Genomic DNA, 23,318 nt, shown 5'->3' on the forward strand with positions numbered 1-23,318 from the left:
CTTCGCCATGTCCGATTCTCGCCTGATCTGCGCCCTCGACCTGTCCACGGCGGACGAGGCCCGCGCCCTGACTGAACGGCTGGGCGATGCGGTCGCGTTCTACAAGGTGGGGCTGCAGCTGTTCGCCACCGACGGCATGGCCCTGGCCCGCGATCTGAAGGCGGACGGCAAGCGAGTCTTTCTGGACTGGAAGCTGCACGACATCGGCGCGACGGTGGAAAAGGCGGCCGCCGCCCTGGCCGGGTCCGGCTGTGACTTGCTGACGGTCCACGCCCGGCCCCAGGTGATGGCGGCGGCCAGAAAGGGCGCCGAGGACTCCGGCCTGAAAATTCTGGGCGTCACCGTCCTGACCAGCCTGACGGACGCGGACCTGAGCGCCGACGACCACAGCCTGTCCGCCGCCGACCTGGTGGCGCTGCGGGTGCGTCAGGCGCTGGACGCGGGCGTCGACGGGGTGGTCTCAAGCCCCCATGAGGCGGCGCAGGTTCGCGCGCTGGCCGAGGCCGCAGGCCGCCCGGACTTCCTGATCGTCACCCCGGGGGTTCGCCCGGCGGGCGCCGCCCTGGACGATCAGGCCCGCGCCGCCACTCCGGCGTCGGCGCTGCAGGCGGGCGCGACCCATCTGGTGGTGGGCCGCCCCATCACCGCCGCCCCCGATCCGCGCGCGGCGGCCGAAGCCATCGTTCAGGAAATGACCGCCGCCTGACGATCCTCAGCGGTCGTACAGATAGACGTCCTGGCAATGGCAGTCGCGGTCGTACCGGTAGTCGTTGTCGTACCGATAACCGCTGTGGCGCACCGGCGGCCGGTCGTCGTGATAGCCGTAGCGGTCGCGATAGCCGGGCCGGCGCTGGTCATGGCGATAGTTCCGCGAATAGCCGTAGCGTCCGCCCCGGTCGGCGTAGCCGTACTGGCTGTAGCCATGGGACGGTTGGGCATGGCGGTAGCTATAGCTCTGCGTCTGCGCGTAGGGATAACCCGTCCCGCCATAGCCGTAGCTGTAGCCGGTCACATGGGCGCTGTTCACGCCGTAGGAATTGTAGCTGGTGTAGGGCGCCGGCCGCTGGGGCGGGTCATAACGGTCGTGACGCCGTTGATCGCGATAGTCGCCCCGCCCTCTGTCATATCCCCGGTCGCCATACCCCCGGTCATAGGAACCGCGTCGGTCGTAGCCGTAGGACTGGTTCTGGCCCGCGTAGGCGTTCCCATAGGCGTAGGCGCCCCGATCATAATCGTAACCCGCTCCATAGCCGCCGCCGTAGTAACTCTGGCTCAGGGCGGGGGCGGCGGACAGCATCAGGACGCCCAGCGCCCCGGCTCCGGCGATCGACAACACAGATTTCATGGCGGTTTCTCCAGCTCGGCCGCAAAGGTTAACGCGGCCGCCCGGACTTGGTTCGTTTATCGCTCCCGGCGCGAATTCAGCCGGGCTTCTTCGGCGGAAGAGGGAAGAAACCGCTGGTCCGCCGCACATAGTCCGCATAGCCGGGGCGCGACTTGTGCATGCCGCCCTCGGTGGTGGGCGCGCCGGACCATTTGGTCAGGGTGAAGGTCAGGAAGATCGGGCCCAGAATCGCGAACAGTCCGGGCGTCGTCTCGGCCGCCACCAGCCACAAGCCCCACCAGACGCAGGCGTCGCCGAAATAGTTGGGATGGCGGGTGTAGCGCCAAAGCCCGGTGTCCAGCACCTTGCCCTTGCTGTCCGGATCCCGCTTGAACGCCGCCAGCTGGGCGTCGCCGATGGTCTCAAACACGATGCCGAACAGCGCCAGCCCTGCGCCGATCCAGCCGACCACGCCCACGGCCGGCGTCGCCGCGACTTGTCCAAGCTGCACCGGCAGACAGGTCAGCCAAAGCAGAACCGCCTGGGGCAGGAACACGAACATCAACGAGGCCGGGCCGAAGGACTGCCCCTTGTTCGCCCGGTCCTCGAGCAGGGCCTGATACCGCCTGTCCGCGCCGTGAGCGCGCCAGCGTTTCAGCAGGTGCACGCCCAGCCGTATTCCCCACACGGCGCAAAGCCCGGCCAGCAGCCCCTTGCGCAGGGGATCGCCGTCCGTCTGCACGAACGTCGCCCCCGCCAGCAGCACCATGCCCAGGCCCCAGACCCCGTCTATGAAGCTGACGTCCTTCAACCTCAGCGCCAGCACCCACAGGGCCAGCATGACGACCACGATCAGGGCCAGATTTCGGGCGAGCAGGGAAAGAATATCGATCATGACCATGCTCCAGAAACGAGTCCGATCAACCAGAGGATGCCGGTCAGGCTGAATTTCGCCGACGGCGGCTCGAGGCGTTCGCGCCATCGCGCAGGCGATACTAGTCCTTGTTCGCCAGAGGGTGCTTGCTTTTCATCACCTCGGTCAGCCGGTCCGTGGCCACGTGGGTGTAGATCTGTGTGGTGGCGATGTCGGCGTGGCCCAGCAGAGTCTGGACGATGCGCAGGTCCGCGCCGCCTTCCAGCAGATGGGTCGCGAAGGCGTGGCGCAGCACGTGGGGGCTGACCCGGGCCCGGTCGATCCCGGCGTCCACGGCCGCCTGATCCAGCAGCTGGGCGAACCGGCGCGGGGTCAAATGGCCGCTCCTGCCGCCCGACGGAAACAGCCAGGAACTGTCGCCGCGCGCCTTTTCCGCGTCGCGCAGGACCAGCCACGCCTTAACCGCGGTGCGGGCGGCGTCGTTCAGGGGCGCCAGCCGCTCCTTGCCGCCCTTGCCCCGTACGATCAGATAGGCCGGATCGCGCCGCACCGCCTGCACCTTGAGGCCCAGCAGCTCCGACACCCGCAGGCCAGAGGCGTAGGCCAGCTCCATCAGGCAGATCAGACGCACCCCACCCGCCCCCTCGCGCGCCGTGGCGGCGGCGATCAGGCGCTCGATCTCGTCCCGACTGAGCGTTTTCGGCAGGGGGCGGCCCTGTTTTGGGGCGTCCAGACGGCGGGACGGGTCATCCGCCCGCCAGCCCTCGGCCAGGGCGAAGCGATAGAACTGGCGCACGGCCGAACGGCGCCGCGCCTGGGTGGCGGGCGACAGGCCGCGCCGCGACAGGTCCGCGAACCAGGCCTCGATAGCCGTCTCGTCCGCCGCCATGAGCCCGCCCGAGGCCGAGGCCTCGGCGTCGTTCAGATCACGGGCGTAGGCCGACAGGGTGTGGGGCGAGGCGTCCCGCTCCACGGCCATCATTTCAAGAAAGGCCTCGATCTGGGGCGAAGCGGGCGAAACCGTCACGAAACCCTCATGGGCGGTTGGCGACGAACACCGGGTCGTGCAAGGGTTTCACTGATCATGACCGCCGGCCTCCCCGCTTTTGAACTGAAACATCTCACCACACGCACCATAGCCCTGGTCGGGCTGATGGGGGTGGGAAAATCCACCGTGGGCCGACGGCTGGCGTCGCGGCTGGGCATGAAATTCTGCGACGCCGACGACGAGATCGAGGAAGCGGCGGGCATGAGCGTGTCCGACATCTTCGCCGCCCTGGGCGAGGCCGCGTTCCGCGACGGCGAGGCGCGGGTCATGCGGCGCTTGCTGGAAGGACGGCCCATCGTGCTGGCCACCGGCGGCGGGGCCATGCTGAACCCGGACACCCGGGCGCATCTGAAGCGCCACGCCGTCACCGTCTGGCTCAAGGCTGACCTGGACATCGTCGCCCGGCGCGTAGCCAAGCGGGACACCCGGCCCCTTTTGCGCGGCAAGGACCCGGCCGAAATCCTGAAAGGTCTGGCCGAGGCGCGCTATCCCATTTACGCCGAGGCCGACCTCGTGGTGGAGACGGGCGGCGGCGCCCACGCAGAGGCGGTGGAGGCGATCATCAAGGCCCTGACGGATCACCAGGTGGAGACACGCGCATGACGGCCATCCCAGTCTCCGGCGCTGGCTTCGTTCCTTACGAGGTGTTGGTCGGCTCCGGCCTTCTGGCGGATGCCACGGCGGGCCCCGCGCGCATCGCGGCCCTGCTGAAGCAGCCGCGCGTGTTGATCGTATCGGACGAGACGGTGGCGGCCCTGCACGCCCCGGCCCTGATCGCGGGCCTCAAGGCTCATGGCGTTCATGCCGAACTGGCCACGGTTCCGGCCGGGGAGGCGTCCAAGTCGTTCGCGCATCTGGAGCAGGTGCTGGACCGCTGCGCCGAGGTCGGGCTGGACCGCAAGGACATGATCGTGGCGCTGGGCGGCGGCGTGGTGGGCGATCTGGCCGGACTGGCGGCGGCGCTCTACATGCGCGGGATCGACTTCATTCAGATTCCCACGACCCTGCTGGCCCAGGTGGATTCCTCGGTGGGCGGCAAGACCGCCATCGACACCCCGCGCGGCAAAAATCTGGTGGGCGCGTTCCACCAGCCGCGTCTGGTGCTGGCCGACATCGACATTCTGAAGACCCTGCCGGCGCGGCAGCTTCGCTCGGGCTGGGCCGAGGTGCTCAAGCACGGCCTGATCTGCGACGCGGAATTCTTCGACTGGCTGGGCGGGCACGGGGCTGCGGGCGCGGCGGGCGATCCGGCCGCCCTGACCGAAGCCGTGGTGCGCTCGGTGCGGATCAAGGCCTCGGTGGTCAGTGAGGACGAGAAGGAGGCAGGGCGCCGCGCCCTGCTGAATCTGGGCCACACCTTCGGCCATTCCCTGGAGACGGCGCTGGGTTACGACGAAGTCCTGACACACGGCGAGGCGGTGGCGCTGGGCTGCTGCATGGCGTTCCGGTTCTCGGCGCGTCTGGGGCTTTGCGAAGAGGGCGACGCGCGCCGGGTAGAGGCCGTCACTGCGGCGGCGGGTCTGCCCACCCGGCTGGATCAGGCGGGCGCGTTTGAGGCCCAACACCTCATCGCCCTGATGGCCGGTGACAAGAAGGCCGAGGGCGGCGCCCTGACCTTCATTCTTGCGCGCGGCATCGGCCGGGCCGAGGTGGTCAAGGGCGTCGATCCGGACAAGGTCCGCGCATTCCTGCTCGCCGAGGGCGCGGCCTGAACCCGGCCTGTCCCCTGTGCGCGGCGGCGAACGCGCCGTCCTTCGCCCACACCGGGGGTCTGCGCTATTTCCGCTGCGGAGCCTGCGACCTGACCTTCCTCGACCCGGCGCAGCGTCCGTCGCAGGAGGAAGAGCGGGCGGAATACGCCCTGCACCGGAACGACCCGGACGACGCCCGCTATCGCGCCTTCCTGCAACAGGCGCTGGACCCGTTGCTGCCGCGCCTGAAACCGGGCGCGAAAGGGCTGGATTTCGGCTGCGGGCCGGGGCCGACCCTGTCGCTCATGCTCGCCGAGGCGGGCCATCCAACGGCGGATTATGATCCCATCTTCCGACCCGATCCGAGCGTGCTCGCGCAGACCTGGGACTTCATCACCTGCACCGAGGTGGTCGAGCACCTGCACCGGCCCGGCGAGGTCTTCGCCCGGCTGGACGCCCTGCTGAAGCCCGGCGGCTTGCTGTCGGTCATGACCGAGCGCCTGACCCTGGACCGGGACTTTGCAGGCTGGCGCTACCGCCGCCAGCCCAGCCATGTGGTGTTCTATTCGGACCGGACCATGCACTGGATCGGCCGACGGTTCGGTTGGCGGGCCGGTCTTCACGGCCCGCTGGTCGCTCTGTTCGAGAAACCGGTCCAGGGGCGGAAAAGGCCCGCCTGACCCAACCGGCCAGCGCGCGAACTGTCCCGCCCCCTCCCGCCTGGGGAGGGGGCGGTCGGGTCGATCAGTGCTCGCCGTGGTCGTGGCCGTGGACGCCGCCGATGGTCTCATCCGGCGCCAGGGTGTCGCCGGCCTCACCCTCGAACCAGAAGGACGCGCGCGCCTGGCCGCCGAGCTCATCCATGTTGTCGTCGAAGATACGGCCGTTGATCACGGTGTAGCGGATCGCGGTGGAGTTCCTGAGGTTCTCCAGCGGGTTCTCGGACAGCACCACCAGATCCGCCAGCTTGCCGACCTCCAGCGAGCCGATGTCCCGGTCCATGCCCAGGGCGCGGGCGCCCTGAATGGTGCCGGCCTGCAGCGCCTGATGGGGGCTCATGCCGCCCTGTTCCAGCATCCACATCTCCCAGTGGGCGCCCAGACCCTCGCGCTGGCCGTGCGGCCCCAGCAGGACCGGCACGCCCAGCTCCGCCAGGCGCGCCGCTTCGCGGGCCACGGAGATGTGGTTCAGCTCCTCCTCCGGCACATGCACAGGGCGACGCGCGCGGGCGTCAACGATACGCCGCGGCACGAAGCGCAGCAGGCGCTCGTTCCGCCAGACCTCGCTTTCCTGGTACCAGTAGTTCTCACCCCAGTTGCCGCCGTAGGCCACCGTCAGGGTCGGATTGTAGGCGACCCCCGTCTGGCTCCACAGCTGGTGCACGTCGTCGTACAGGCGGGCCAGGGGGATGGCGTGCTCGATGGTGGTATGGCCGTCCACCACCATGGTCATGTTGTGCTGGAACAGCGAGCCGCCCTCGGGCACCACCATCATGTCCAGCTCGCGCGCGGCCTGGATGATCTGCTGGCGCTGGTCCCGGCGCGGCTGGTTGTAGCTCTTGACGCTGAAGGCGCCGGCCGCCTGCATCCGCCGCAGGGTGGACCGGGCGTCGTCCAGATCCTCCACCACCGCCGTGAACGGCGTGGCGGCGCCGTACAGGATCGTGCCGGTGGAGAAGATGCGCGGCCCCAGAACCATGCCCGCGCGGGCCAGTTCGCTGTGGGCGAAGATCTCGCTGGTGTCGTTGGACGGGTCGTGGATGGTCGTGACGCCGAAGGCCAGCGAGGCGTAGTTCACCCAGCTCTGCTGCGGGATGATCTCGTTGGACCCCATGGACCCGTGCCAGTGGCCGTCGATGATGCCGGGAATGATGGTGGCGCCGGAGGCGTCCACCGTCCGCGCGCCGGCCGGAACCTCGACCGATCCGGCCGGGCCGACCGCCGCGATGCGGTTCCCGTCGATGACGATGGTCCCGTTCTCGATCACCTCGTCGCCGTTCATGGTGATCAGCCGCGCGCCGGTCAGAACCAGCACCCCATCGGGCGCCGCCGTGGGATGGCTGAAGCCCAAGTTGATTCCGCGCTCGGGCGCTTCGGGCAGGGTCTCTGGCGCGCCGTCCACGAAGGCGAAGGCCTCGTTCAGATTGCGCGAGAACAGCTCCGGCCCCAGCGACCATTGCAGGCGGCTGGAGTCGCCGGACCAGTGCAGCCATTCGCCCGCGTCACGCGTGACCTGGGTCTGGGGCAGGGCGCCGCCGCCCGCGCTCAGGCTGAGGCCCCGGCTCGTGCCGACAAAGGGCGTCACATAGGCGTTGAAGCGCTCCGTCCAGGCGATCCAGCGTTCGTCCGGCGAGATGGAGAACTCCGCCGCATACTGGCTGGTCAGGTGGGTGCGCTCGTCCGAACCGTCCAGGTCGATGGAGCGGAACTCCCGCGCGCCCTCGGCGCCCGAGGCCGCATAGAACAGCCGGTCGCTGGACGCGCCGAATTGCGGGTCCGACCCGGAGTCCACAACCCGTCTGGGCTCACCGCCCGCCGCGGGGATGGCGTACACGCCCGTGTCGCGGCTGTAGAGGCTGGAGCGCAGCCCGCCGCCCGATACGGTGCGATAGACAATCGTCTCGCCGTCCGGGGAGAATACGGGCTCCACATAGTGTCCCGGCCCCGGGCTCACCACGCGGCCGTTCCCGCCCGAGGCTGGAACCACCCGGACGGTCCCCAGATCCTCATCGTCCCAGGTGGTGTAGACGATGGAGCGGCCGTCCCGCGACCAGGACGGGTACAGCTCGAAATGATCGTTCTGGCGGGTCAGGCGACGGGCCTCGCCGGTGGGCAGGTCGCGGATCCACAGATGGCCCAGGGCCTCGAACACCGCGCGGCGACCGTCGGGCGAGGTCTGGGCCCAGCGGACCATGCGCACGTCGAATTGCTCCGGCGCCACCTCCACAGGGCGGCGCAGGGCGTCCTGAACCCGGCGGGTGTCGGCGACCCGGAACGGGATGTCGGCCACCTCGCGGCTGTCGACGTCGATGCGGCGGATGTCGCCGCCGGCCCAGAAGACGATGGATTCGCTGTCCGGGGTCCAGCTGATGCCCGGATAGACCCCGTGAATGGCCCAGGTCTCCTGAAGGTCGCGATCCAGCCCGTCATAGATCGGGATCTCGCGGCCGGACTCGATGTCCATCAGGTACAGCACCGACTGGTAGCGAACCCGCCGGATGAAGGCGAGCCAGCGGCCGTCGGGCGACGGCGTCGGCCGGATCGCGCCGCCCGGCCCGGTGACGTAGGGCTCGACCTCGCCGGTCTCGCGATCGAGGCGCTGGATCACATAGATCTGGCCGTTGGGGTCCTTGCTGTATTCGAACACGCCCCCCGGCGTGGCGTCGTCGCTGAAATACAGATAGCGGCCGTCCGGCGAGAACACGGGTTCGCCGGAGTCCTTCTGCTGCGTGCGACGCTCGGTCAGCTGCACGCCCGACCCGGTGCCCGAGCGGTGATACAGCCACATCTCGCCCGCCCCCAGCGAACGGCCGGAGGTGAAATGCTTGCGCGCCACGATGAACTCGCCGTCCGGCGTCCAGTCCGGCTGGCTCAGCAGGCGGAAGCCTTCATCGGTGATCTGGGTGGTCTCGCCGGTGGCCCGATCGATGGTCCAGACGTTGTCGCCGCCGCCACGGTCCGAGGTGAAGGCGATGTGGCGTCCGTCCGGGGACCAGCGCGGGTGCATGTCCCACGCCACGCCGGATGTCAGGTTCGTCGCCTGTCCACCGCCGATGGGCATGACGTACAGGTCGCCCAGCATGTCGAACACGATCTCGGTTCCGTCGGGGCTGACGTCCACGGACATCCAGGTGCCCTGGGTGACGTCAATGGAGATGTCGCGCGCCGGCCCCATGGGATTGTTCACGTCCCAGGCCTCGTCCGCTTCCTCGGCGCCCGGCGGCGGTTCGGTTGGGCCTGATCCCAGGGCTTCCTGCTGCGCCAGTTCCTGCTCGACCGGCCGCGGCTCCTGTTCCTGCTGTTCGGGGCTGTTCTCGTCGGCGGACCGGTCGGCGGGGACCGGTTCCGGCGTCGGGGCCGGGGGCTCCTGGGCGAAAGAGGGACCGCCGATCGCCAGCACGGCGACGCTCGCCAACAGGATGCGCTTCATTTGGATACTCCCACCCGACAGCTTCGCGGCGCACGACCGCGCGCCTTGTCTAGACGACATGAAGCGGGCTTGGCGAGAGGGCAGGACGATGCGCGCCGATCAGATCGGCATGCGCATGATTTCCTGATAGGCGCTGATGACCTGGTCGCGCACGGCCATGACGGTCTCCAGCGAGGCCTCGGCCGAGGTCACGGCGGTGACCACGTCGATCAGCTCGGCCCGGCCCTGCACGGCGGCGGACATCTGGCTTTCCGCCGCGCGGGACTGCTGCACCGTGTCGCCGATCACCGATTGCAGGATGTTGGAGAATTCCGAGCCGCCCGCCGGGGCGACGTTTCCGCCGGGCGCCGACGGAGCCGCCGTCCCTTGCGCCGCCGCATAGGCTCGCGCCGCCATCATGGGGTTCATGGGCTAGCTCCTAGCGCTTCAGCAGGTCGAGAATGCGGGTGTCCATGGACCGCGCCGTCTCGATGACGTTCAGATTGGCCTCATAGGCCCGCTGGGCCTCGCGCATGTCCATGGCCTCCACCAGGGTGTCCACATTGGGCCGCATCACATAGCCCTCGTCGTTGGCCGCCGGGTGGGACGGATCGTATTCCATGCGGAAATCGCCCATGTCCTGCCGCACCTCGGCCAGCTGCACGCCCGTGCCGCCGTCCAGCTGCTGGGTCTGGAACACCGGCATCTGACGACGATAGGGCTCGCCGCCGGCCACCAGGGCCGTGGACTGGGCGTTGGCGATGTTCTCGGCGATGATCCGCATGCGCGACTGCTGGGCCCGCAAGGCCGAGGCCGCGATGTTCATGGTCGGGTTCCGGGGCGGAACGGGATCAGGCATCGGTCACTCCTTTACGCGGCGCCGGGCTTGCGGGCGGCCATGCGCAGCATGTTCAGGGACTTCTGGTAGAAGCCGATGGCTGCGTCGTGGGCCATGCGGCTTTCGGCCATGCGCAGCATCTGCTCCTCCACCACCACCGAATTGCCGTCCAGGGTGGTTTCGGAATCCGGCGAGGTCATGGAGGCGTAGTTGACCGACCGCTGGGGCTGGATCGCCATGTGGGCCGTGCTGGTGCGCATCATCCCCACCCCTTGCGTCTGCCGCATCATGGCGTGGGCGAAGTCGTCCGGCGCGCGCAGGTCGCGGGCGGCGTAGCCCGGCGTATCGGCGTTGGCCACGTTCTGGGCGATGACCCGTTGACGCTCGCCAAGCCAGCCGAGCTGGCCGCGAATGGCGTCGAACAGGGGGATGTTGTCCAGGCGCATGAGACTCCCGCCATGATGGCTTGTGGGGCTTACCCGGCGGAAAATGCCGGGTGCATGGTTAACAGGGGGTTTCCTAAACCGGTCATTAACCACGATCCTTAATGCTGGGGTCCGAATCCGGCGTGTCGCCGGCGGGGCCGATTCCTGATGGGTTTTCTCGATTTCGCGCGCGCCATCCTTGGCCTGGCCATCACGCTCGGCCTGATCGGCCTGGCCGCCTATGCCCTGCGCCGCTATGCGCCCGGCCTGATGGAGCGCTTTCAGGGCACGCGGGGCGAGCGGCGCCTGCAGGTGATCGAGACCCTGGTCCTGGACCCGGCCCGCCGCCTCATCCTGGTCCGCGTGGACGACGAGGAGCGGCTGATCCTGCTGGGCGAGGGCAAGGAGCTGATCGAGCCGCGCGGGAAGGATATGCCGTCGTGACCCTGTCGGCCGTCTTCTGCGCGCCCACCCGCGCCGAACTCAAGCGCGCCTTTCGACTGTCGCTGATCGTCACCCTGGTCAGCCTCGCCCTGGGTCTGCTTCTGCCGGTGGCGGCCATCGCTCAGGAAGCGGCCCAGGGGGGCGCGGGCTCGGCCATCAACATCGACCTGGGCACCGGCGCAGGCCTCACCGAGCGTGTGGTTCAGCTGGTGGGCCTCATCACGGTGCTGTCGCTGGCGCCGTCCATCGTCATCATGACCACCAGCTTCATCCGCATCGTGGTGGTGTTGTCGCTGCTGCGCACCGCCCTGGGCATGCAGCAGTCGCCGCCCAATGCGGTGCTGGTGTCCCTGGCCCTGTTCCTGTCCGCCATCGTCATGGCGCCTACCTGGCAGGCCGCCTACGATTCCGGCATCCGCCCCCTGATGGACCAGCAGATGGAGCTGCCCCAAGCGTTCGACGCGGCGGCCGAGCCGGTGAAGGGCTTTATGCTGGATCAGGTCGGCCCGCGGGATCTGGAACTGTTCGTGCGCATGTCGCGCATTGATCCGCCGGAGAACGTTCAGGACCTGCCCCTGCGCGTGGTCACGCCCGCCTTCATGATTTCCGAGCTAAAGCGCGCGTTCGAAATCGGCTTTCTGCTGTTCGTGCCGTTTCTGGTCATCGATCTGGTGGTGGCGTCCGTCCTGATGTCCATGGGCATGATGATGCTGCCGCCGGTCATCATCAGCCTGCCGTTCAAGCTGATCTTCTTTGTCTTGGTGGACGGCTGGCGACTGGTGGCCGGATCGCTGGTGGAGAGCTTCCAGCGCGCGTCGGGCGCCGGCTAGCCTTCGCCCGACGCCGCGCCTGAAATGGCGTTGGCCGCGCCGATCAGCACGTTCGTCGCATTCTCGCTGAACAGGGTCACCGCGCCGAGGATGACCAGAAACACCAGCGCCGCGATCAGGCCGTACTCAATGGCTGTGGCGCCGCGCTCATCCCGCGTCAGGCGAACCAGAAACCGTTTCATGCCCGCCCTCCGGCTTGGGTCACAGAAAGTCGCTGAGCCAGGCGACCAGCGGCGCGTCGGCGGGGGGCATGGGATAGTCCGACATGCGGTTCGGCCTGACCCATGCCAGGGCGGCGTGCTCATGGCGCGTCACCGTCCCTTCCCAGCGTCTGCACAGATACAGTGGCATCAACAGGTGAAACGAATCGTAAGCGTGGCTGGCGAAAACGAACGGCGCCAGACAGGCCTCCTTCGTCTCGATGCCCAATTCCTCGCGCAACTCCCGGATCAGCGCCTGCTCCGGCCGCTCTCCCGGCTCCACCTTGCCGCCGGGAAACTCCCACAGCCCCGCCATCTGCTTGCCCTCGGGCCGCTGGGCGATCAGCACGCGCCCGTCCGCGTCGATGAGGGCGGCGGCGACCACGAGGACGGTGGGGAGAGGGGTGGTCACGAGCGGTAATCGCCGTTGATCTCGATGTAGCCCTTGGTCAGATCGCAGGTCCAGACGGTCGCCGCGGCCCGGCCCGAGCCCACGTCGACGGTGATCTCCAGCTCCGGGTTCTTCATGTAGGCGCTCATCTTCGCCTCGTCATAGTCGGACGCCGGCGCCCCGTCGCGAGCGGCCCAGTGCGGGCCGAAGCGTATGGACAGGCGGTCGCGGTCCACCGGCTCCTCGGTCTTGCCCACGGCCATGACCACCCGGCCCCAGTTGGCGTCCTGCCCCGCGATGGCGGTCTTGACCAGCGGGCTGTCGGCGATGGAGCGGGCCAGCCGCCGCGCCGAGGCGGGGGACTTGGCGTTCTCCACCGTCACCTTGACGAATTTGGTCGCGCCTTCGCCGTCGCGCACCAGCTGGTGCGCCAGATCCAGCATCACCGCGTCCAGCGCCCGGCTGAAATCCGCCAGCCGCCGGTCACCGACCCGCCCGATGCGCGGGGCGCCCGAAGCGCCGGTGGCGAACAGCAGGCAGGTGTCGTTGGTGGACGTGTCCCCGTCCACGGTCACGCTGTTGAAGGTGGTGCGCACATGCAGGTTCAGCAGGGCCCGCAGCACATTGGGATGGATGTCCGCGTCGGTGACGATGAAGGCCAGCATGGTGGCCATGTCCGGGGCGATCATGCCCGAACCCTTGGCGATGCCGGCGATGCGCACCGTCACCCCCTCGATCTTCGCCTCGGCGTATGCGCCCTTGGGGAAGGTGTCGGTGGTCATGATGGCCTGACCGGCGGCGGCCCAGTTGTCCGCCTTCAGGCCCGCCTCGATCCCGGCCATGCGCGCGGCGATCTTGCGGTCGTCCAGCACGACCCCGATTACGCCGGTGGAGGCCAGCATCACGTCCCGCTGGCGGCAGTCGAAGCGCTTGGCCGCGGCCGAGGCCGTGCGCCGGGCCGCGTCGGCCCCCGCCTTGCCGGTGAAGGCGTTGGCGCAGCCGGCGTTGATCACCAGCGCCCGCACGTCCTGACCGCCGTGTTCGGCCTCCAGATGCCGACGGCACCAGTCCACCGGGGCGGAGCCCACCTGATGTCGGGTGAATACGCCGGCGCAGCTGGTCCCCTCGGCGAAACGGAACACCGTCAGATCGTGGCGGTCATGCTTGTAGAAGCCCGCCCGCGCCGTAGCGATCTCCACGCCTGCTATGGGCGGAATAGCGGGGAAGGGGACCGCCAGCGGCGACACAGCCAGTCCCGGCTTGCCGGTGGTCGGCGCGGACGCGGGCGTCGCCTTGGCGGGCGTGACCCGTTTCAGCGCCGAGGCGAACGGATCCAGCGCCTTCTCGATGGAGTTGGAGACGCCCTTGCGGGTCGAAGGGGTCTTGCTCACGCGTCGGCGTCCTCGGTCTGGGCGGTGTTTTCGGCAGGTGCGGCGGGGGGCGCCGAGGCGGGTTCTTCGGGCGCGCCGGGCACGGCCAGCGGATCACCGGTCAGCATCACCTCCACCTCGGCCCGGCCCCGCAGCTGTTCCAGCAGTCGGCGCACCTCCTCATAGGTCAGGTAGCGCACGATCTGGGGCCGGGCCTGCTCGAGGGTGGGGGGCGTCTCGCGCCGCCGGTCCTCGACCCGCAGCACGGCCCAGCCGCCTTCCGCCTCGAACGGCCCGACGGTGTCGCCGGCCGCCGCGTCGCGCAGGGCCGCCGCATAGGCCGCGGGCATCACATCCAGGGTCGCATAGCCCAGATCCCCGCCCGAGAACCGGGTCGTCTCGTCGGTGGAGCGCTGCATGGCCAGCTGCTCGAAATTGGCGCCTGCGGTCAGCATGCCGCGCACCGCGTCGGCCTCCTCCCGCGTGGCCGACAGGATCAGCCGCAGCCGGATTTCTTCTGAGTTGCGAGCCAGCTGCAGCTGCTCCTGATACAGGGTCTGCACCGCCTCGTCCGAGATGGCGCGGTTGACCGTGGTCTCCACCAGCATGTCGCCCAGGATGCGTTCGCGCGTGGCCTCCAGCCGCCGCTGGGCCAGGGGACTGTCGGCCAGGCCTCGACGATCCGCCTCGGCGGCCAGCAGCTTCTGGTCGATGACCTCGTCCAGCACCCGCCGGAACAGATCGCTCGTCACGTCCAGCGGCTCACCCTCGCCGATCAGTCCCTGGGCCACCGCCTCGCGTTTGACGTCAGAGACCCAGATGGGCGCCCCCTCCACCCGCGCCACGGCGCGGTCCCCGGCCTCGGGCGGGGTCTCGTCCCCGGCGCCGCGCCCGCACGCGGCCAGCGTCATGACCAGCATCAGGACGGTGAAATGGCGAAGGGTCTGACCCATGAGGCGCTCCTCGAATCCGGGCCGTCAGGGCCCTTGACGGAACCGTGCCGCAAAAGCCCTCGCGTTGACAGGGGATAGGCCGGTGCTTAAGTCTCGCCCGCGCCCAAGTCGAGGGGTTTTCGATCGATCGCACGGCCCCCGATTTCCCTTTGCGGGGCGCGGCCGGGCAGGGATCAGACCCCTCATCCGGCGTTCCGCCGACCCTTCTCTGGGCCCCACGTAGCAGAACGAGCCCTGGCTCGACCGCCTGACCGGATTTTTCATGCTCGGCTTCGCCAAAAAGCTTTTCGGCTCCAACAACGACCGCCAGGTCAAGGACTTCATGGGCCGCGTCCAGCGCATCAATGCGCTGGAGCCCAAGATGGAGGCGCTCAGCGACGACGAACTGCGCATGATGACGCAGATGTTCCGCGACCGTCTGGAAGGCGGCGAGACCCTCGACAAGATCCTGAACGAGGCCTTCGCCGTGGTGCGCGAGGCCTCGAAGCGCGTGCTGGGCCAGCGTCAGTACGACGTCCAGCTGGCCGGCGGCATGATCCTGCACAAGGGCGGCATCGCCGAGATGCGCACCGGCGAGGGCAAGACCCTTGTGGCCGTGGCCCCGGTGTATCTGAACGCCCTTTCCGGCAAGGGCGTGCACGTCATCACCGTGAACGACTATCTGGCCCGGCGCGACGCCGAATGGATGGGCCGGGTCTACCGCTTCCTGGGCATGGAGGTGGGCGTCATCGTCAACGGCCTGTCCCAGGGCCAGCGTCAGGCGTCCTACGCCGCCGACATCACCTACGGCACCAACAACGAATTCGGCTTCGACTACCTGCGCGACAACCTGGTCTATGACCGGCGCGAGATGGTCCAGCGCGGCCACCACTTCGCCATCGTCGACGAGGTGGACTCCATCCTGATCGACGAGGCGCGCACGCCCCTGATCATCTCCGGGCCCACCGACGACCGGTCCGAGCTCTACATGACGATCGACGCCATCGTTAAGGAGCTGATCAAGGACACGGACACCTTCGACCACGACGAGAAGCAGCGTCAGGCCCTGCTGTCCGAGATCGGCTCGGAGCGGGTCGAGGACGTACTGCGCGAACGCGGCCTGCTGGCCGAGGATTCGCTGGACCTCTATGACGCGGTCAACGTCACCCTGGTCCACCATGTGAACCAGGCCCTGCGCGCCAACACCCTGTACCAGAAGGACAAGGACTATATCGTCAAGGGCGGGGAGATCCTGCTGATCGACGAGTTCAACGGCCGCATCATGCAGGGCCGCCGCCTGTCCGAGGGGCTGCACCAGGCCATCGAGGCCAAGGAAGGCGTCAAGATCCAGCCCGAGAACCAGACCCTGGCCTCGGTGACGATCCAGAATTATTTCCGCCTGTACGACAAGCTGTCGGGCATGACCGGCACCGCCGCCACCGAGGCGTCGGAATTCCACGACATCTACAAGATGGACGTGCTGGAGGTGCCGACCCACCGCCCGATCCAGCGCATCGACCACGACGACGAGGTTTACCGCACCTCCGCCGAGAAATTCCTCGCGGTGGCGAAGACCATCGCCGACCGCCACGCGGCGGGCCAGCCGATCCTGGTGGGCACGGTGTCCATCGAGAAGTCGGAAAAACTGTCTGAACTGCTGCAGACCTTCGCCTGGGAGGCCGAGGTCTGGCGTCTCAAGCCCGAGTCCCTGGAGAAGGCGACCCAGCTGGCGGGTGGCCGCCGCATCAAGCCCATCTGGACCCGCAGCGAGCTGGAGACGGATTCCACCGGCGCCAAGCTGATGGAGAAGCTGGGCGCGGACGCCTTCACCGTCGAGGTGAAGTCGGGCAAGGGCGTGCCGCACAATGTGCTGAATGCGCGCCACCACGAGCAGGAAGCCTTCATCGTCGCCGACGCGGGCCTGCCCGGCTCCGTCACCATCGCCACCAACATGGCCGGCCGCGGCACCGACATCCAGCTGGGCGGCAACCTGGAAATGCGCATGTCGCGCTGGACCCAGGAACAGCGCGCCATGGGTAATGAAATCACCCCCGAGGCGGAGCAGGCCGAGTCCGAACGGCTGAAGGCCGACATCGAGCGCAACAAACAGGCGGCCCTGGAGGCCGGCGGCCTGTTCGTGCTGGGCACCGAGCGTCACGAAAGCCGCCGCATCGACAACCAGCTGCGCGGCCGAACCGGCCGTCAGGGCGACCCCGGCACGTCGAAATTCTACCTGGCCACCGACGACGATCTGCTGCGCATCTTCGCCGGCGATCGCCTGGCCTCCATCATGGAGACCTTCAAGGTGGCCGAGGGCGAGGCCATCAGCCACCCGTGGCTGAACCGCGCCGTGGAGACCTCCCAGAAGCGGGTCGAACAGCGCAACTACGACATCCGCAAGAACCTGCTGAAGTACGACGACGTCGTGAACGACCAGCGCAAGGCGGTGTTCGAACAACGTCAGGAGTTCCTGGACTCCGAGGACCTGTCCGAGCTGGTGGGCGAGTTCCGCCGCGACACGGTTTCCGATCTGGTCGAAACCCACATGCCGCCCAAGGCTTACGCCGAGCAGTGGGACATCGAGGGCCTGGACGAACAGGTCCGCAAGGTGCTGGGTCTGGACGTGCCGGTGCGTGACTGGGCCGCCGAGGAAGGCGTGTCCAACGAGGAGATCGAGGAGCGCCTTCAGGCCGCCGCCGAGGCCCGCGCGGTCGAGCGCGAGGCCCAGATCGGCGCCGATCAGATGCGCGGTCTGGAACGCCAGTTCCTGCTGCAGATGATCGACATGCAGTGGCGCGAGCATCTGGTTCATCTGGACCACCTGCGCGGCGTCATCGGCCTGCGCGGCTACGGCCAGCGCGACCCGCTGAACGAATACAAGACCGAGGCTTTCTCGCTGTTCGAGACCCTGCTGACCAACCTGCGGCACAATGTGACCCGCTGGGTCATGACGGTGGAGTTCCGCTTCGAGCCGCCGCCCCCGCCTGCGGGCGACTTCCAGGAAATTCACCTCAATCCGCTGACCGGCGAGAACGAGATGAACAATCCGGCCGCCCAGAACCCCGAAGGCGCCCTTTCCGGCGACGACCGCGCCCGCCTGCCGGTGGACGCCCTGCCGCCGAACTGGGAGCGCACAAGCCGCAACGCCGACTGCCCCTGCGGCTCCGGCCGCAAGTTCAAGCACTGCCACGGCGCCCTGGTCTGACGCTGGGAAAGGGCGGGCCGCGTGGCTCGCCTTTTCCCTGCCCGTCCGGGGAAGGGCTGAGCCGAAGGCGAAGCGGGTGGGGGCGGCTCGGCGAGGCCGCGCACAGACTGCGGGCCATGCCGCGCGAAACACCGCCCTCGTGTCGTGGAGCCCTTCCCACCCGGCCGTCGCTTCGCGCCGACCGCCCTCCCCGAACGGGGAGGGAAAGAACGCACTCAAGTAGTGACGCGCCGCGCGCCGAGCGATAGCGCACAAAAAAGAGCTCACGCCCGGGCGAAGTAACTCTCGATCACGCGCTCATACACCCGCGTCAGGTCGATGATTTCCTGCACCGGCACGCGCTCGTCGATCTGGTGGATGGTCTGGCCCACCAGGCCCAGTTCCAGCACCGGCGCCATGCGAGTGATGAAGCGGGCGTCCGAGGTGCCGCCGCTGGTGGAGGGCTCGGGGCGGCGGCCCGTCACCGCCTCCACCGCGTCCTGAACCGCCAGAACGAACGGCCCCTGTTCGGTCAGGAAGGCGTCGCCGGAGTGGAGGAACTCCACCCCCACGCCGCAGCCGCTGGCGCCTTGCGCCGCCTCGACGCGCTCGCGGATCCAGGCCATCAGGCTCTCGCCCGTGTGGGCCGGATTGAAGCGGATGTTCAGCCGGCCGGTGGCCGTATCCGGGATCACGTTCATGGCCGGATTGGCGATGTCGATGGTGGTGATCTCAAGGTTGGACGGCGGAAACTCCGGATAGCCCTCGTCCAGCACATGGCCGTCCAGCTCGGCCAGCAGCCGCGCCAGCACCGGCGCCGGATTGGCCGCCCGCTCGGGATAGGCCACGTGGCCCTGCCGCCCCTTCACCGTGATCCAGGCGTTCAGCGACCCGCGCCGCCCGATCTTGATGGTGTCGCCCAGCGCGCGGGCCGAGGATGGCTCGCCCACCACGCAGGCGTCGATCACCTCGCCCTCATCCATCAGGGCCTGGACCACCGCTTTCGTGCCGTGGATGGCGCGGCCTTCCTCATCGCCGGTGATCAGCAGCGACAGGGAGCCGGCCGGCTCACCCTTCGCCAGGACGGCGTCCACCGCCGCGATCCAGGCGGCGATGCAGCCCTTCATGTCGGCGGCGCCGCGCCCGTACAGCAAGCCGTCCTCGATCTCGGCGGCGAACGGCGGATGGCGCCACGCCTCCAGCGGCCCGGTGGCCACCACGTCCGTATGGCCGGCGAAGCACAGGTTCGGCCCCTCGGTCCCGCGCCGGGCGTACAGGTTCTCGATGCCCTCGAACGGCATGCGGCGGCAGGTGAAGCCCAGCTGTTCCAGCTGGGCCTGCACCATATCCATGGCCCCCTCGTCGGCGGGGGTGATGGACGGAATACGGATCAGGTCTTGCGTCAGGCGCACGGGATCGACAGATGCGGTCATGGCCCAGCTTTAGGACGGGCCGCCGCCCGCGAGAAGGCCGTCATGCCGAAGATTGATCTGGACGCCGCCTCCACCGGCCACGGAACCACCTATCCGGACGAGCACGCCGGGCCGTGTCTGGGCCGCCGCCGCTGGCGTCTGGGCGATGCGGCGGGCCTGTCGCAGTTCGGGGTCAACCTGCTACATCTGGCGCCCGGCGACTGGTCCAGCCAGCGCCACTGGCACGAGGGCGAGGACGAGTTCGTCTGGGTGCTTGAAGGTCAGGTGGTGCTGGTCGAGGAGGACGGCGAGACTCTCCTGAACGCGGGCGATTGCGCGGGCTTCAAGGCGGGCGTCCCCAACGGCCACAAGATCGAGAACCGTTCTGATGCGCTGGCCGTGCTGCTCGAGGTCGGAACCCGCACCCCTGGTGGGGACGGCTGCGACTATCCGGACATCGACATGGTCCTGCCCAAGGGCGCGGACCGCTATTTCCACCGCGACGGGACGCCCTATCCGAAGTATCAGCGGCGGTCGTGAGCGTAGAAAGCCCCGAAAATCCGAATCCGTCCGCCCGCGAGCCGGACATCCCGGGCGGCGGCCACGAAAGCCCCTGGGGCATCCGCGACTTCCGCTATCTGTGGATCGGCCGCGTGTTGGCGGTGCTGGCCATCCAGACCCAGTCCTCGGCCCTGCTGTGGCAGGTCTATGAGATCGCCCGGCGCGACCACCCCATCGAACAGGCCAGCCTCTATCTGGGCCTTGTGGGGCTGGTGCAGTTCCTGCCGCTGCTGGCCTTCACCCTGCCCGCCGGGGAAATGGCAGACCGCCGCGACCGCAAGCTGACCGTCATCATTTCGGTGATCGTCGAGGGGCTGTGCGCCGTAGGCTTTCTGGCCATGGCCATCCACGGCTCGCCGCCCCTGTGGGGTCTGCTGGCCGTGGCGGCGCTGTTCGGCGCCTGCCGGGCGTTCCTGGCCCCCGCGTCCCAGGCTTTCCTGCCCATGGTGGTGGGCCGCCGCGCCCTGCCGCCGGCCATCGCGGCCCAGTCCATCGCCTTCCAGACCGGCGCCATCGCCGGCCCGGCGCTGGGCGGGGTGATCGTCGGAATCTCCGTGCCGCTGGCCTATGCGGTGGCCCTGTCCATGTTCATTGCGGCGGCCGCCGCCATCGCCTTGATCCGCACGAGCGGCAAGCCCGAGAAGGTCCCTGGCGGCCCGTCCCGCTTCGCGGCGGTGCAGGAGGGGCTGGCCTATGTCTGGAAGACCAAGATGGTGCTGGGCGCCATCTCGCTGGACCTGATCGTGGTGCTGCTGGCGGGCGTGGCCCTGCTGACGCCCATCTTCGCCCGCGACATCCTGCATGTGGGACCCGAAGGGTTCGGCTTGCTGCGCGCCTCGTTCGGCGTGGGCGCCCTGACCATGGCCGTGTGGCTGTCGCGCTTTCCCATCCGGCGGCGCGGCGGGACCTGGATGTTCGGCGCCGTGGCCCTGTTCGGCGTCTGCACCCTGACCTTCGGCCTGTCCCACTGGTTCTGGCTGTCGGCCTTCGTGCTGTTCCTGGGCGGGGCGGCGGACATGATCAGCGTCAACATCCGCCAGACCCTGATCCAGCTGGCCACGCCCGACCACATGCGCGGGCGGGTCAGCTCGGTTTCCATGCTGTTCATCGGCGCGTCCAACGAGCTGGGCGAGGCCTACTCCGGCGTGGCGGTGCGTTTTCTGGGCCCCGTGGGCGCGGCGGTGTTCGGCGGCTTCGGCGCCCTGGCTTCCACCGGCATCTGGGCCAAACTGTTCCCCGACCTGCGCAAGGCTGACAAGCTGACCTGAGCGTCAGGCTCGCCCGATGGAGCTGTATTTGAAGCCGCGGGCCCGCATGTCCTCGGGCCGATAGACGTTTCTAAGATCCACCACCACCGGCGCCTTCATCAGCAGCTTGACCCGGTCCAGATCCAGCGCCCGGAACTGATCCCACTCCGTCAGGATCACCGCTGCGTCGGCCCCCTCCACCGCCGAATAGGGCCCGTCTACAAAGGTGACGTCGCCCTCCAGAACCTTGGCCGCTTCTTCCATGCCCTCGGGATCGAACGCCCGCACGGCGGCGCCCATGGCCAGCAGGGCCGGCACCACGTCCAGCGACGGCGCGTCGCGCATATCGTCGGTGTTGGGCTTGAACGTCAGACCCAGAATGGCGACCGTCTTGCCCTTCAGCTCGCCCGCCGCCGCCGAGACCCGTCCGGCCATGGCCTTCTTGCGCGCGTCATTGACCTCCACCGTGGTCTTCACCAGCCGTACGGGCGAGCCCGCATCGTCGGCGGTCCGCACCAGCGCCAGGGTGTCCTTGGGAAAACAGCTTCCGCCATAGCCCGGCCCGGCGTTCAGGAATTTGGACCCGATCCGGTTATCCAGGCCGATGCCTCGCGCCACCTGCTGCACGTCCGCGCCCACCGCCTCGCAAAGGTCCGCCATCTCGTTGATGAAGGTGATCTTCATGGCCAGGAAGGCGTTGGCCGCATATTTGATCAGCTCGGATGTCCGCCGCCCCGTGAACAAGATCGGCGTCTCGTTCAGCTTCAGCGGCCGGTACAGCTCGCGCATCACCTCGCGCGCGCGCTCGTCATCGGCGCCCACCACGACCCGGTCCGGACGCTTGAAGTCCTCGATGGCCGCGCCCTCGCGCAGGAACTCGGGGTTGGACACCACGGCGAACTCGGCGTCGGGGCGGCGCTCGCGAATGATGCGCTCGATCTCGTCGCCCGTGCCCACCGGCACTGTGGACTTTGTCACCACCACGGTGAAGCCCTGCATCAGGTCCGCGATCTCGGCGGCGGCGGCATGGACGTAGGACAGGTCCGCATGACCGTCGCCCCGCCGCGACGGGGTGCCCACGGCGATGAACACGGCGTCGGCCTGCGCGATCGCCTCGGCCGGCTCGGTGGCGAAGCTCAGCCGGCCGTCCCGCACATTGTTGGCCACCAGCGCGTCCAGGCCGGGCTCATAGATGGGAATGCCGCCGTCCTTCAGGCGCGCGATCTTGGCCTCGTCCTTGTCGATGCACACCACGCTGTGGCCGAAGTCGGCGAAACAGGCGCCCGAGACGAGGCCCACATAGCCGGTTCCGATCATCGCCACGCGCATGGGCTGGTCCTCATTGGGGAATGCTTGTGTGCGGCATAGCGGGACCAAGGCGCCCGCGCCACCCCGTGCGGCCGCGCTTCATGCATTGGTCACACCGGGTTAACCGTTCTTGCTGAGGGCCGGGAAACCCTGTTGTGCGACTCTCGCCGCATGAGGGATGTCGCCGACCTGAACGATCCGGCCGCGCCGCCGCGTCGCATCCGCCTTCTGGGCGGGGAGATGGACGTCATGACGGCGGATCAGTTGCTGGATTTCATCGCGGGCCGGGTCACGGCCCGCCGCCCGGCCCTGATCGCCAATCACAATCTGCACAGTCTGCATCTGTGGCGACATACGCCTGAAATGGCGGCGCTATACGCCCGCGCCGACCGGATCGAGATCGATTCCACCCCCCTGATCGCCTGGGGCCGGCTGATGGGCCATGACGTCAGCCGCGCCCACCGCCTGACCTATCTGGACTGGCGCGAGGCGTTCTGGGCGCGAGCGGCTTCAGAGGGCTGGCGGGTGTTTCACCTGGGCTGCGCGCCCGGCGTGGGTGAAAAGGCTGTCGCGGCGATCACAGAACGCCATCCTGCGCTGAAGCTGGCCACACGCAACGGCTTCTTCGATGTGGCGGGGCCTGAGAACGACGCCGTTCTGGCGTCCATCCGCAGCCATAGGCCCGACATTCTGCTCATCGGCATGGGCATGCCGCGCCAGGAGACCTGGATCGAGGCCAACCGGGATCGCCTGCCGCCGTGCGTGATCATGCCCATCGGCGGCGCCCTGGCCTATGAGGCGGGGGCGGTGGCGACCCCGCCCCGGTGGACCGGACGGCTGGGCGTCGAATGGCTCTGGCGCTTCGCCACCGAGCCGAAGCGTCTGTTCCACCGCTATTTCGTCGAGCCGTGGGCCTTGGCGCCCCAGGCGACGGGCGACATCCGGCGCCGACTGTTCCGAACGGCCTGAGCCTCCACGCACGTTCCACAAGAAAACGCCCCGCCTGGCGAGAGCCGGGCGGGGCGTTTGAAGTCTTGGCCGATGGCCGTCGACATCTTCCAGGTCCGTCCCTCCCGGCCGGAGCCGGGAGGTCTGGGTCTTAGAAGTTGAT

At 68.6% G+C, this 23,318-nt stretch carries 23 protein-coding genes; 10 read left to right on the forward strand and 13 right to left on the reverse strand.

Translation table 11 applies throughout. The features are described from left to right. Positions 1 to 7: 7 nt before the first annotated feature. Complete coding sequence (gene pyrF / locus ACI8U3_RS07735) at positions 8 to 706, forward strand: orotidine-5'-phosphate decarboxylase (protein WP_415014288.1); 699 nt, start codon at positions 8 to 10, stop codon at positions 704 to 706. A gap of 6 nt (positions 707 to 712) precedes the next feature. Here pyrF and ACI8U3_RS07740 read toward each other — a convergent pair whose 3' ends face one another. From ACI8U3_RS07740 to ACI8U3_RS07750, 3 genes are all read right to left on the reverse strand, one after another. After that, positions 713 to 1,345 (reverse strand): hypothetical protein, encoded by a 633-nt coding sequence (locus ACI8U3_RS07740; RefSeq protein WP_415014289.1) that lies wholly within the window; start codon positions 1,343 to 1,345, stop codon positions 713 to 715. Between the two features lie 76 nt (positions 1,346 to 1,421). Further along, positions 1,422 to 2,219 carry a DUF1295 domain-containing protein gene (locus ACI8U3_RS07745; RefSeq protein ID WP_415014290.1) on the reverse strand — a complete coding sequence of 266 codons (798 nt, stop codon included), beginning with the start codon at positions 2,217 to 2,219 and terminating at the stop codon, positions 1,422 to 1,424. A gap of 100 nt (positions 2,220 to 2,319) precedes the next feature. Continuing rightward, complete coding sequence (locus ACI8U3_RS07750) at positions 2,320 to 3,225, reverse strand: site-specific tyrosine recombinase XerD (protein ID WP_415014291.1); 906 nt, start codon at positions 3,223 to 3,225, stop codon at positions 2,320 to 2,322. Between the two features lie 9 nt (positions 3,226 to 3,234). On the opposite strand from ACI8U3_RS07750, the gene ACI8U3_RS07755 reads away from it, so the two are divergent. The 3 genes from ACI8U3_RS07755 to ACI8U3_RS07765 all read left to right on the forward strand — a co-directional run bounded on the left by ACI8U3_RS07755 (position 3,235) and on the right by ACI8U3_RS07765 (position 5,617). Next, positions 3,235 to 3,849, forward strand: a complete 615-nt coding sequence (locus tag ACI8U3_RS07755; RefSeq protein WP_415014292.1) for a shikimate kinase — start codon at positions 3,235 to 3,237, stop codon at positions 3,847 to 3,849. Continuing rightward, positions 3,846 to 4,958, forward strand: coding sequence for a 3-dehydroquinate synthase (gene aroB / locus ACI8U3_RS07760; protein ID WP_415014293.1), 1,113 nt, complete (start codon positions 3,846 to 3,848; stop codon positions 4,956 to 4,958). The genes ACI8U3_RS07755 and aroB overlap by 4 nt, the downstream gene beginning before the upstream one ends. Positions 4,959 to 5,149: 191 nt before the next feature. Next, positions 5,150 to 5,617 carry a class I SAM-dependent methyltransferase gene (locus ACI8U3_RS07765; RefSeq protein ID WP_415014315.1) on the forward strand — a complete coding sequence of 156 codons (468 nt, stop codon included), beginning with the start codon at positions 5,150 to 5,152 and terminating at the stop codon, positions 5,615 to 5,617. A 64-nt stretch (positions 5,618 to 5,681) separates the two neighbouring features. Here the strand turns inward: ACI8U3_RS07765 and ACI8U3_RS07770 are convergent, their stop codons facing one another. The 4 genes from ACI8U3_RS07770 to flgB all read right to left on the reverse strand — a co-directional run bounded on the left by ACI8U3_RS07770 (position 5,682) and on the right by flgB (position 10,349). Then, positions 5,682 to 9,086 carry an amidohydrolase family protein gene (locus ACI8U3_RS07770; RefSeq protein WP_415014294.1) on the reverse strand — a complete coding sequence of 1,135 codons (3,405 nt, stop codon included), beginning with the start codon at positions 9,084 to 9,086 and terminating at the stop codon, positions 5,682 to 5,684. A gap of 99 nt (positions 9,087 to 9,185) precedes the next feature. Continuing rightward, on the reverse strand, positions 9,186 to 9,494 hold the full coding sequence (locus ACI8U3_RS07775; protein ID WP_415014295.1) for a flagellar hook-basal body complex protein FliE: 309 nt from the start codon (positions 9,492 to 9,494) through the stop codon (positions 9,186 to 9,188). A 10-nt stretch (positions 9,495 to 9,504) separates the two neighbouring features. After that, the gene (gene flgC, locus ACI8U3_RS07780; protein ID WP_415014296.1) at positions 9,505 to 9,924 is read right to left on the reverse strand and encodes a flagellar basal body rod protein FlgC; all 420 of its coding nucleotides are present in this window, start codon (positions 9,922 to 9,924) and stop codon (positions 9,505 to 9,507) included. 11 nt (positions 9,925 to 9,935) lie between these two features. Continuing rightward, on the reverse strand, positions 9,936 to 10,349 hold the full coding sequence (gene flgB, locus ACI8U3_RS07785; protein ID WP_415014297.1) for a flagellar basal body rod protein FlgB: 414 nt from the start codon (positions 10,347 to 10,349) through the stop codon (positions 9,936 to 9,938). A 147-nt stretch (positions 10,350 to 10,496) separates the two neighbouring features. Between flgB and ACI8U3_RS07790 the strand changes: the two genes are divergently transcribed. Then, complete coding sequence (locus tag ACI8U3_RS07790; RefSeq protein WP_415014298.1) at positions 10,497 to 10,772, forward strand: flagellar biosynthetic protein FliO; 276 nt, start codon at positions 10,497 to 10,499, stop codon at positions 10,770 to 10,772. Between the two features lie 56 nt (positions 10,773 to 10,828). Further along, on the forward strand, positions 10,829 to 11,602 hold the full coding sequence (gene fliP, locus ACI8U3_RS07795; protein WP_415014316.1) for a flagellar type III secretion system pore protein FliP: 774 nt from the start codon (positions 10,829 to 10,831) through the stop codon (positions 11,600 to 11,602). Here fliP and ACI8U3_RS07800 read toward each other — a convergent pair. The 4 genes from ACI8U3_RS07800 to ACI8U3_RS07815 are packed head-to-tail and all read right to left on the reverse strand — an operon-like array spanning position 11,599 to position 14,516. Continuing rightward, a complete protein-coding gene (locus ACI8U3_RS07800) occupies positions 11,599 to 11,784 on the reverse strand; it encodes a Flp family type IVb pilin (RefSeq protein ID WP_415014299.1) in 186 nt (61 codons plus the stop codon). The two genes, fliP and ACI8U3_RS07800, sit on opposite strands and share 4 nt — an antisense overlap. Positions 11,785 to 11,803: 19 nt before the next feature. Beyond that, positions 11,804 to 12,214 (reverse strand): (deoxy)nucleoside triphosphate pyrophosphohydrolase, encoded by a 411-nt coding sequence (locus ACI8U3_RS07805; protein ID WP_415014300.1) that lies wholly within the window; start codon positions 12,212 to 12,214, stop codon positions 11,804 to 11,806. Next, the gene (argJ, locus tag ACI8U3_RS07810) at positions 12,211 to 13,584 is read right to left on the reverse strand and encodes a bifunctional glutamate N-acetyltransferase/amino-acid acetyltransferase ArgJ (RefSeq protein WP_415014301.1); all 1,374 of its coding nucleotides are present in this window, start codon (positions 13,582 to 13,584) and stop codon (positions 12,211 to 12,213) included. Before argJ ends, ACI8U3_RS07805 begins: the two co-directional genes overlap by 4 nt. Next, positions 13,581 to 14,516 carry a peptidyl-prolyl cis-trans isomerase gene (locus ACI8U3_RS07815; RefSeq protein ID WP_415014302.1) on the reverse strand — a complete coding sequence of 312 codons (936 nt, stop codon included), beginning with the start codon at positions 14,514 to 14,516 and terminating at the stop codon, positions 13,581 to 13,583. Before ACI8U3_RS07815 ends, argJ begins: the two co-directional genes overlap by 4 nt. A 262-nt stretch (positions 14,517 to 14,778) precedes the next feature. Here ACI8U3_RS07815 and secA point away from each other — a divergent pair, with 262 nt between their 5' ends. Beyond that, complete coding sequence (gene secA, locus ACI8U3_RS07820; RefSeq protein WP_415014303.1) at positions 14,779 to 17,700, forward strand: preprotein translocase subunit SecA; 2,922 nt, start codon at positions 14,779 to 14,781, stop codon at positions 17,698 to 17,700. Between the two features lie 263 nt (positions 17,701 to 17,963). Here the strand turns inward: secA and dapE are convergent, their stop codons facing one another. Continuing rightward, complete coding sequence (gene dapE / locus ACI8U3_RS07825) at positions 17,964 to 19,112, reverse strand: succinyl-diaminopimelate desuccinylase (protein WP_415014304.1); 1,149 nt, start codon at positions 19,110 to 19,112, stop codon at positions 17,964 to 17,966. 42 nt (positions 19,113 to 19,154) lie between these two features. Here dapE and ACI8U3_RS07830 point away from each other — a divergent pair, with 42 nt between their 5' ends. Then, positions 19,155 to 19,631 (forward strand): cupin domain-containing protein, encoded by a 477-nt coding sequence (locus tag ACI8U3_RS07830; RefSeq protein WP_415014305.1) that lies wholly within the window; start codon positions 19,155 to 19,157, stop codon positions 19,629 to 19,631. Further along, the gene (locus ACI8U3_RS07835; RefSeq protein ID WP_415014306.1) at positions 19,628 to 20,920 is read left to right on the forward strand and encodes an MFS transporter; all 1,293 of its coding nucleotides are present in this window, start codon (positions 19,628 to 19,630) and stop codon (positions 20,918 to 20,920) included. Before ACI8U3_RS07830 ends, ACI8U3_RS07835 begins: the two co-directional genes overlap by 4 nt. 3 nt (positions 20,921 to 20,923) lie before the next feature. On the opposite strand, the gene ACI8U3_RS07840 is transcribed toward ACI8U3_RS07835, so the two are convergent. After that, positions 20,924 to 22,228, reverse strand: coding sequence for a UDP-glucose dehydrogenase family protein (locus tag ACI8U3_RS07840; protein WP_415014307.1), 1,305 nt, complete (start codon positions 22,226 to 22,228; stop codon positions 20,924 to 20,926). Positions 22,229 to 22,378: 150 nt separating this feature from the next. Between ACI8U3_RS07840 and ACI8U3_RS07845 the strand changes: the two genes are divergently transcribed. Then, a complete protein-coding gene (locus tag ACI8U3_RS07845) occupies positions 22,379 to 23,176 on the forward strand; it encodes a WecB/TagA/CpsF family glycosyltransferase (RefSeq protein ID WP_415014308.1) in 798 nt (265 codons plus the stop codon). Positions 23,177 to 23,318 lie beyond the last annotated feature (142 nt).

The sequence above is a fragment of the Brevundimonas sp. genome, from assembly GCF_047617075.1.
Classification (GTDB): domain Bacteria; phylum Pseudomonadota; class Alphaproteobacteria; order Caulobacterales; family Caulobacteraceae; genus Brevundimonas.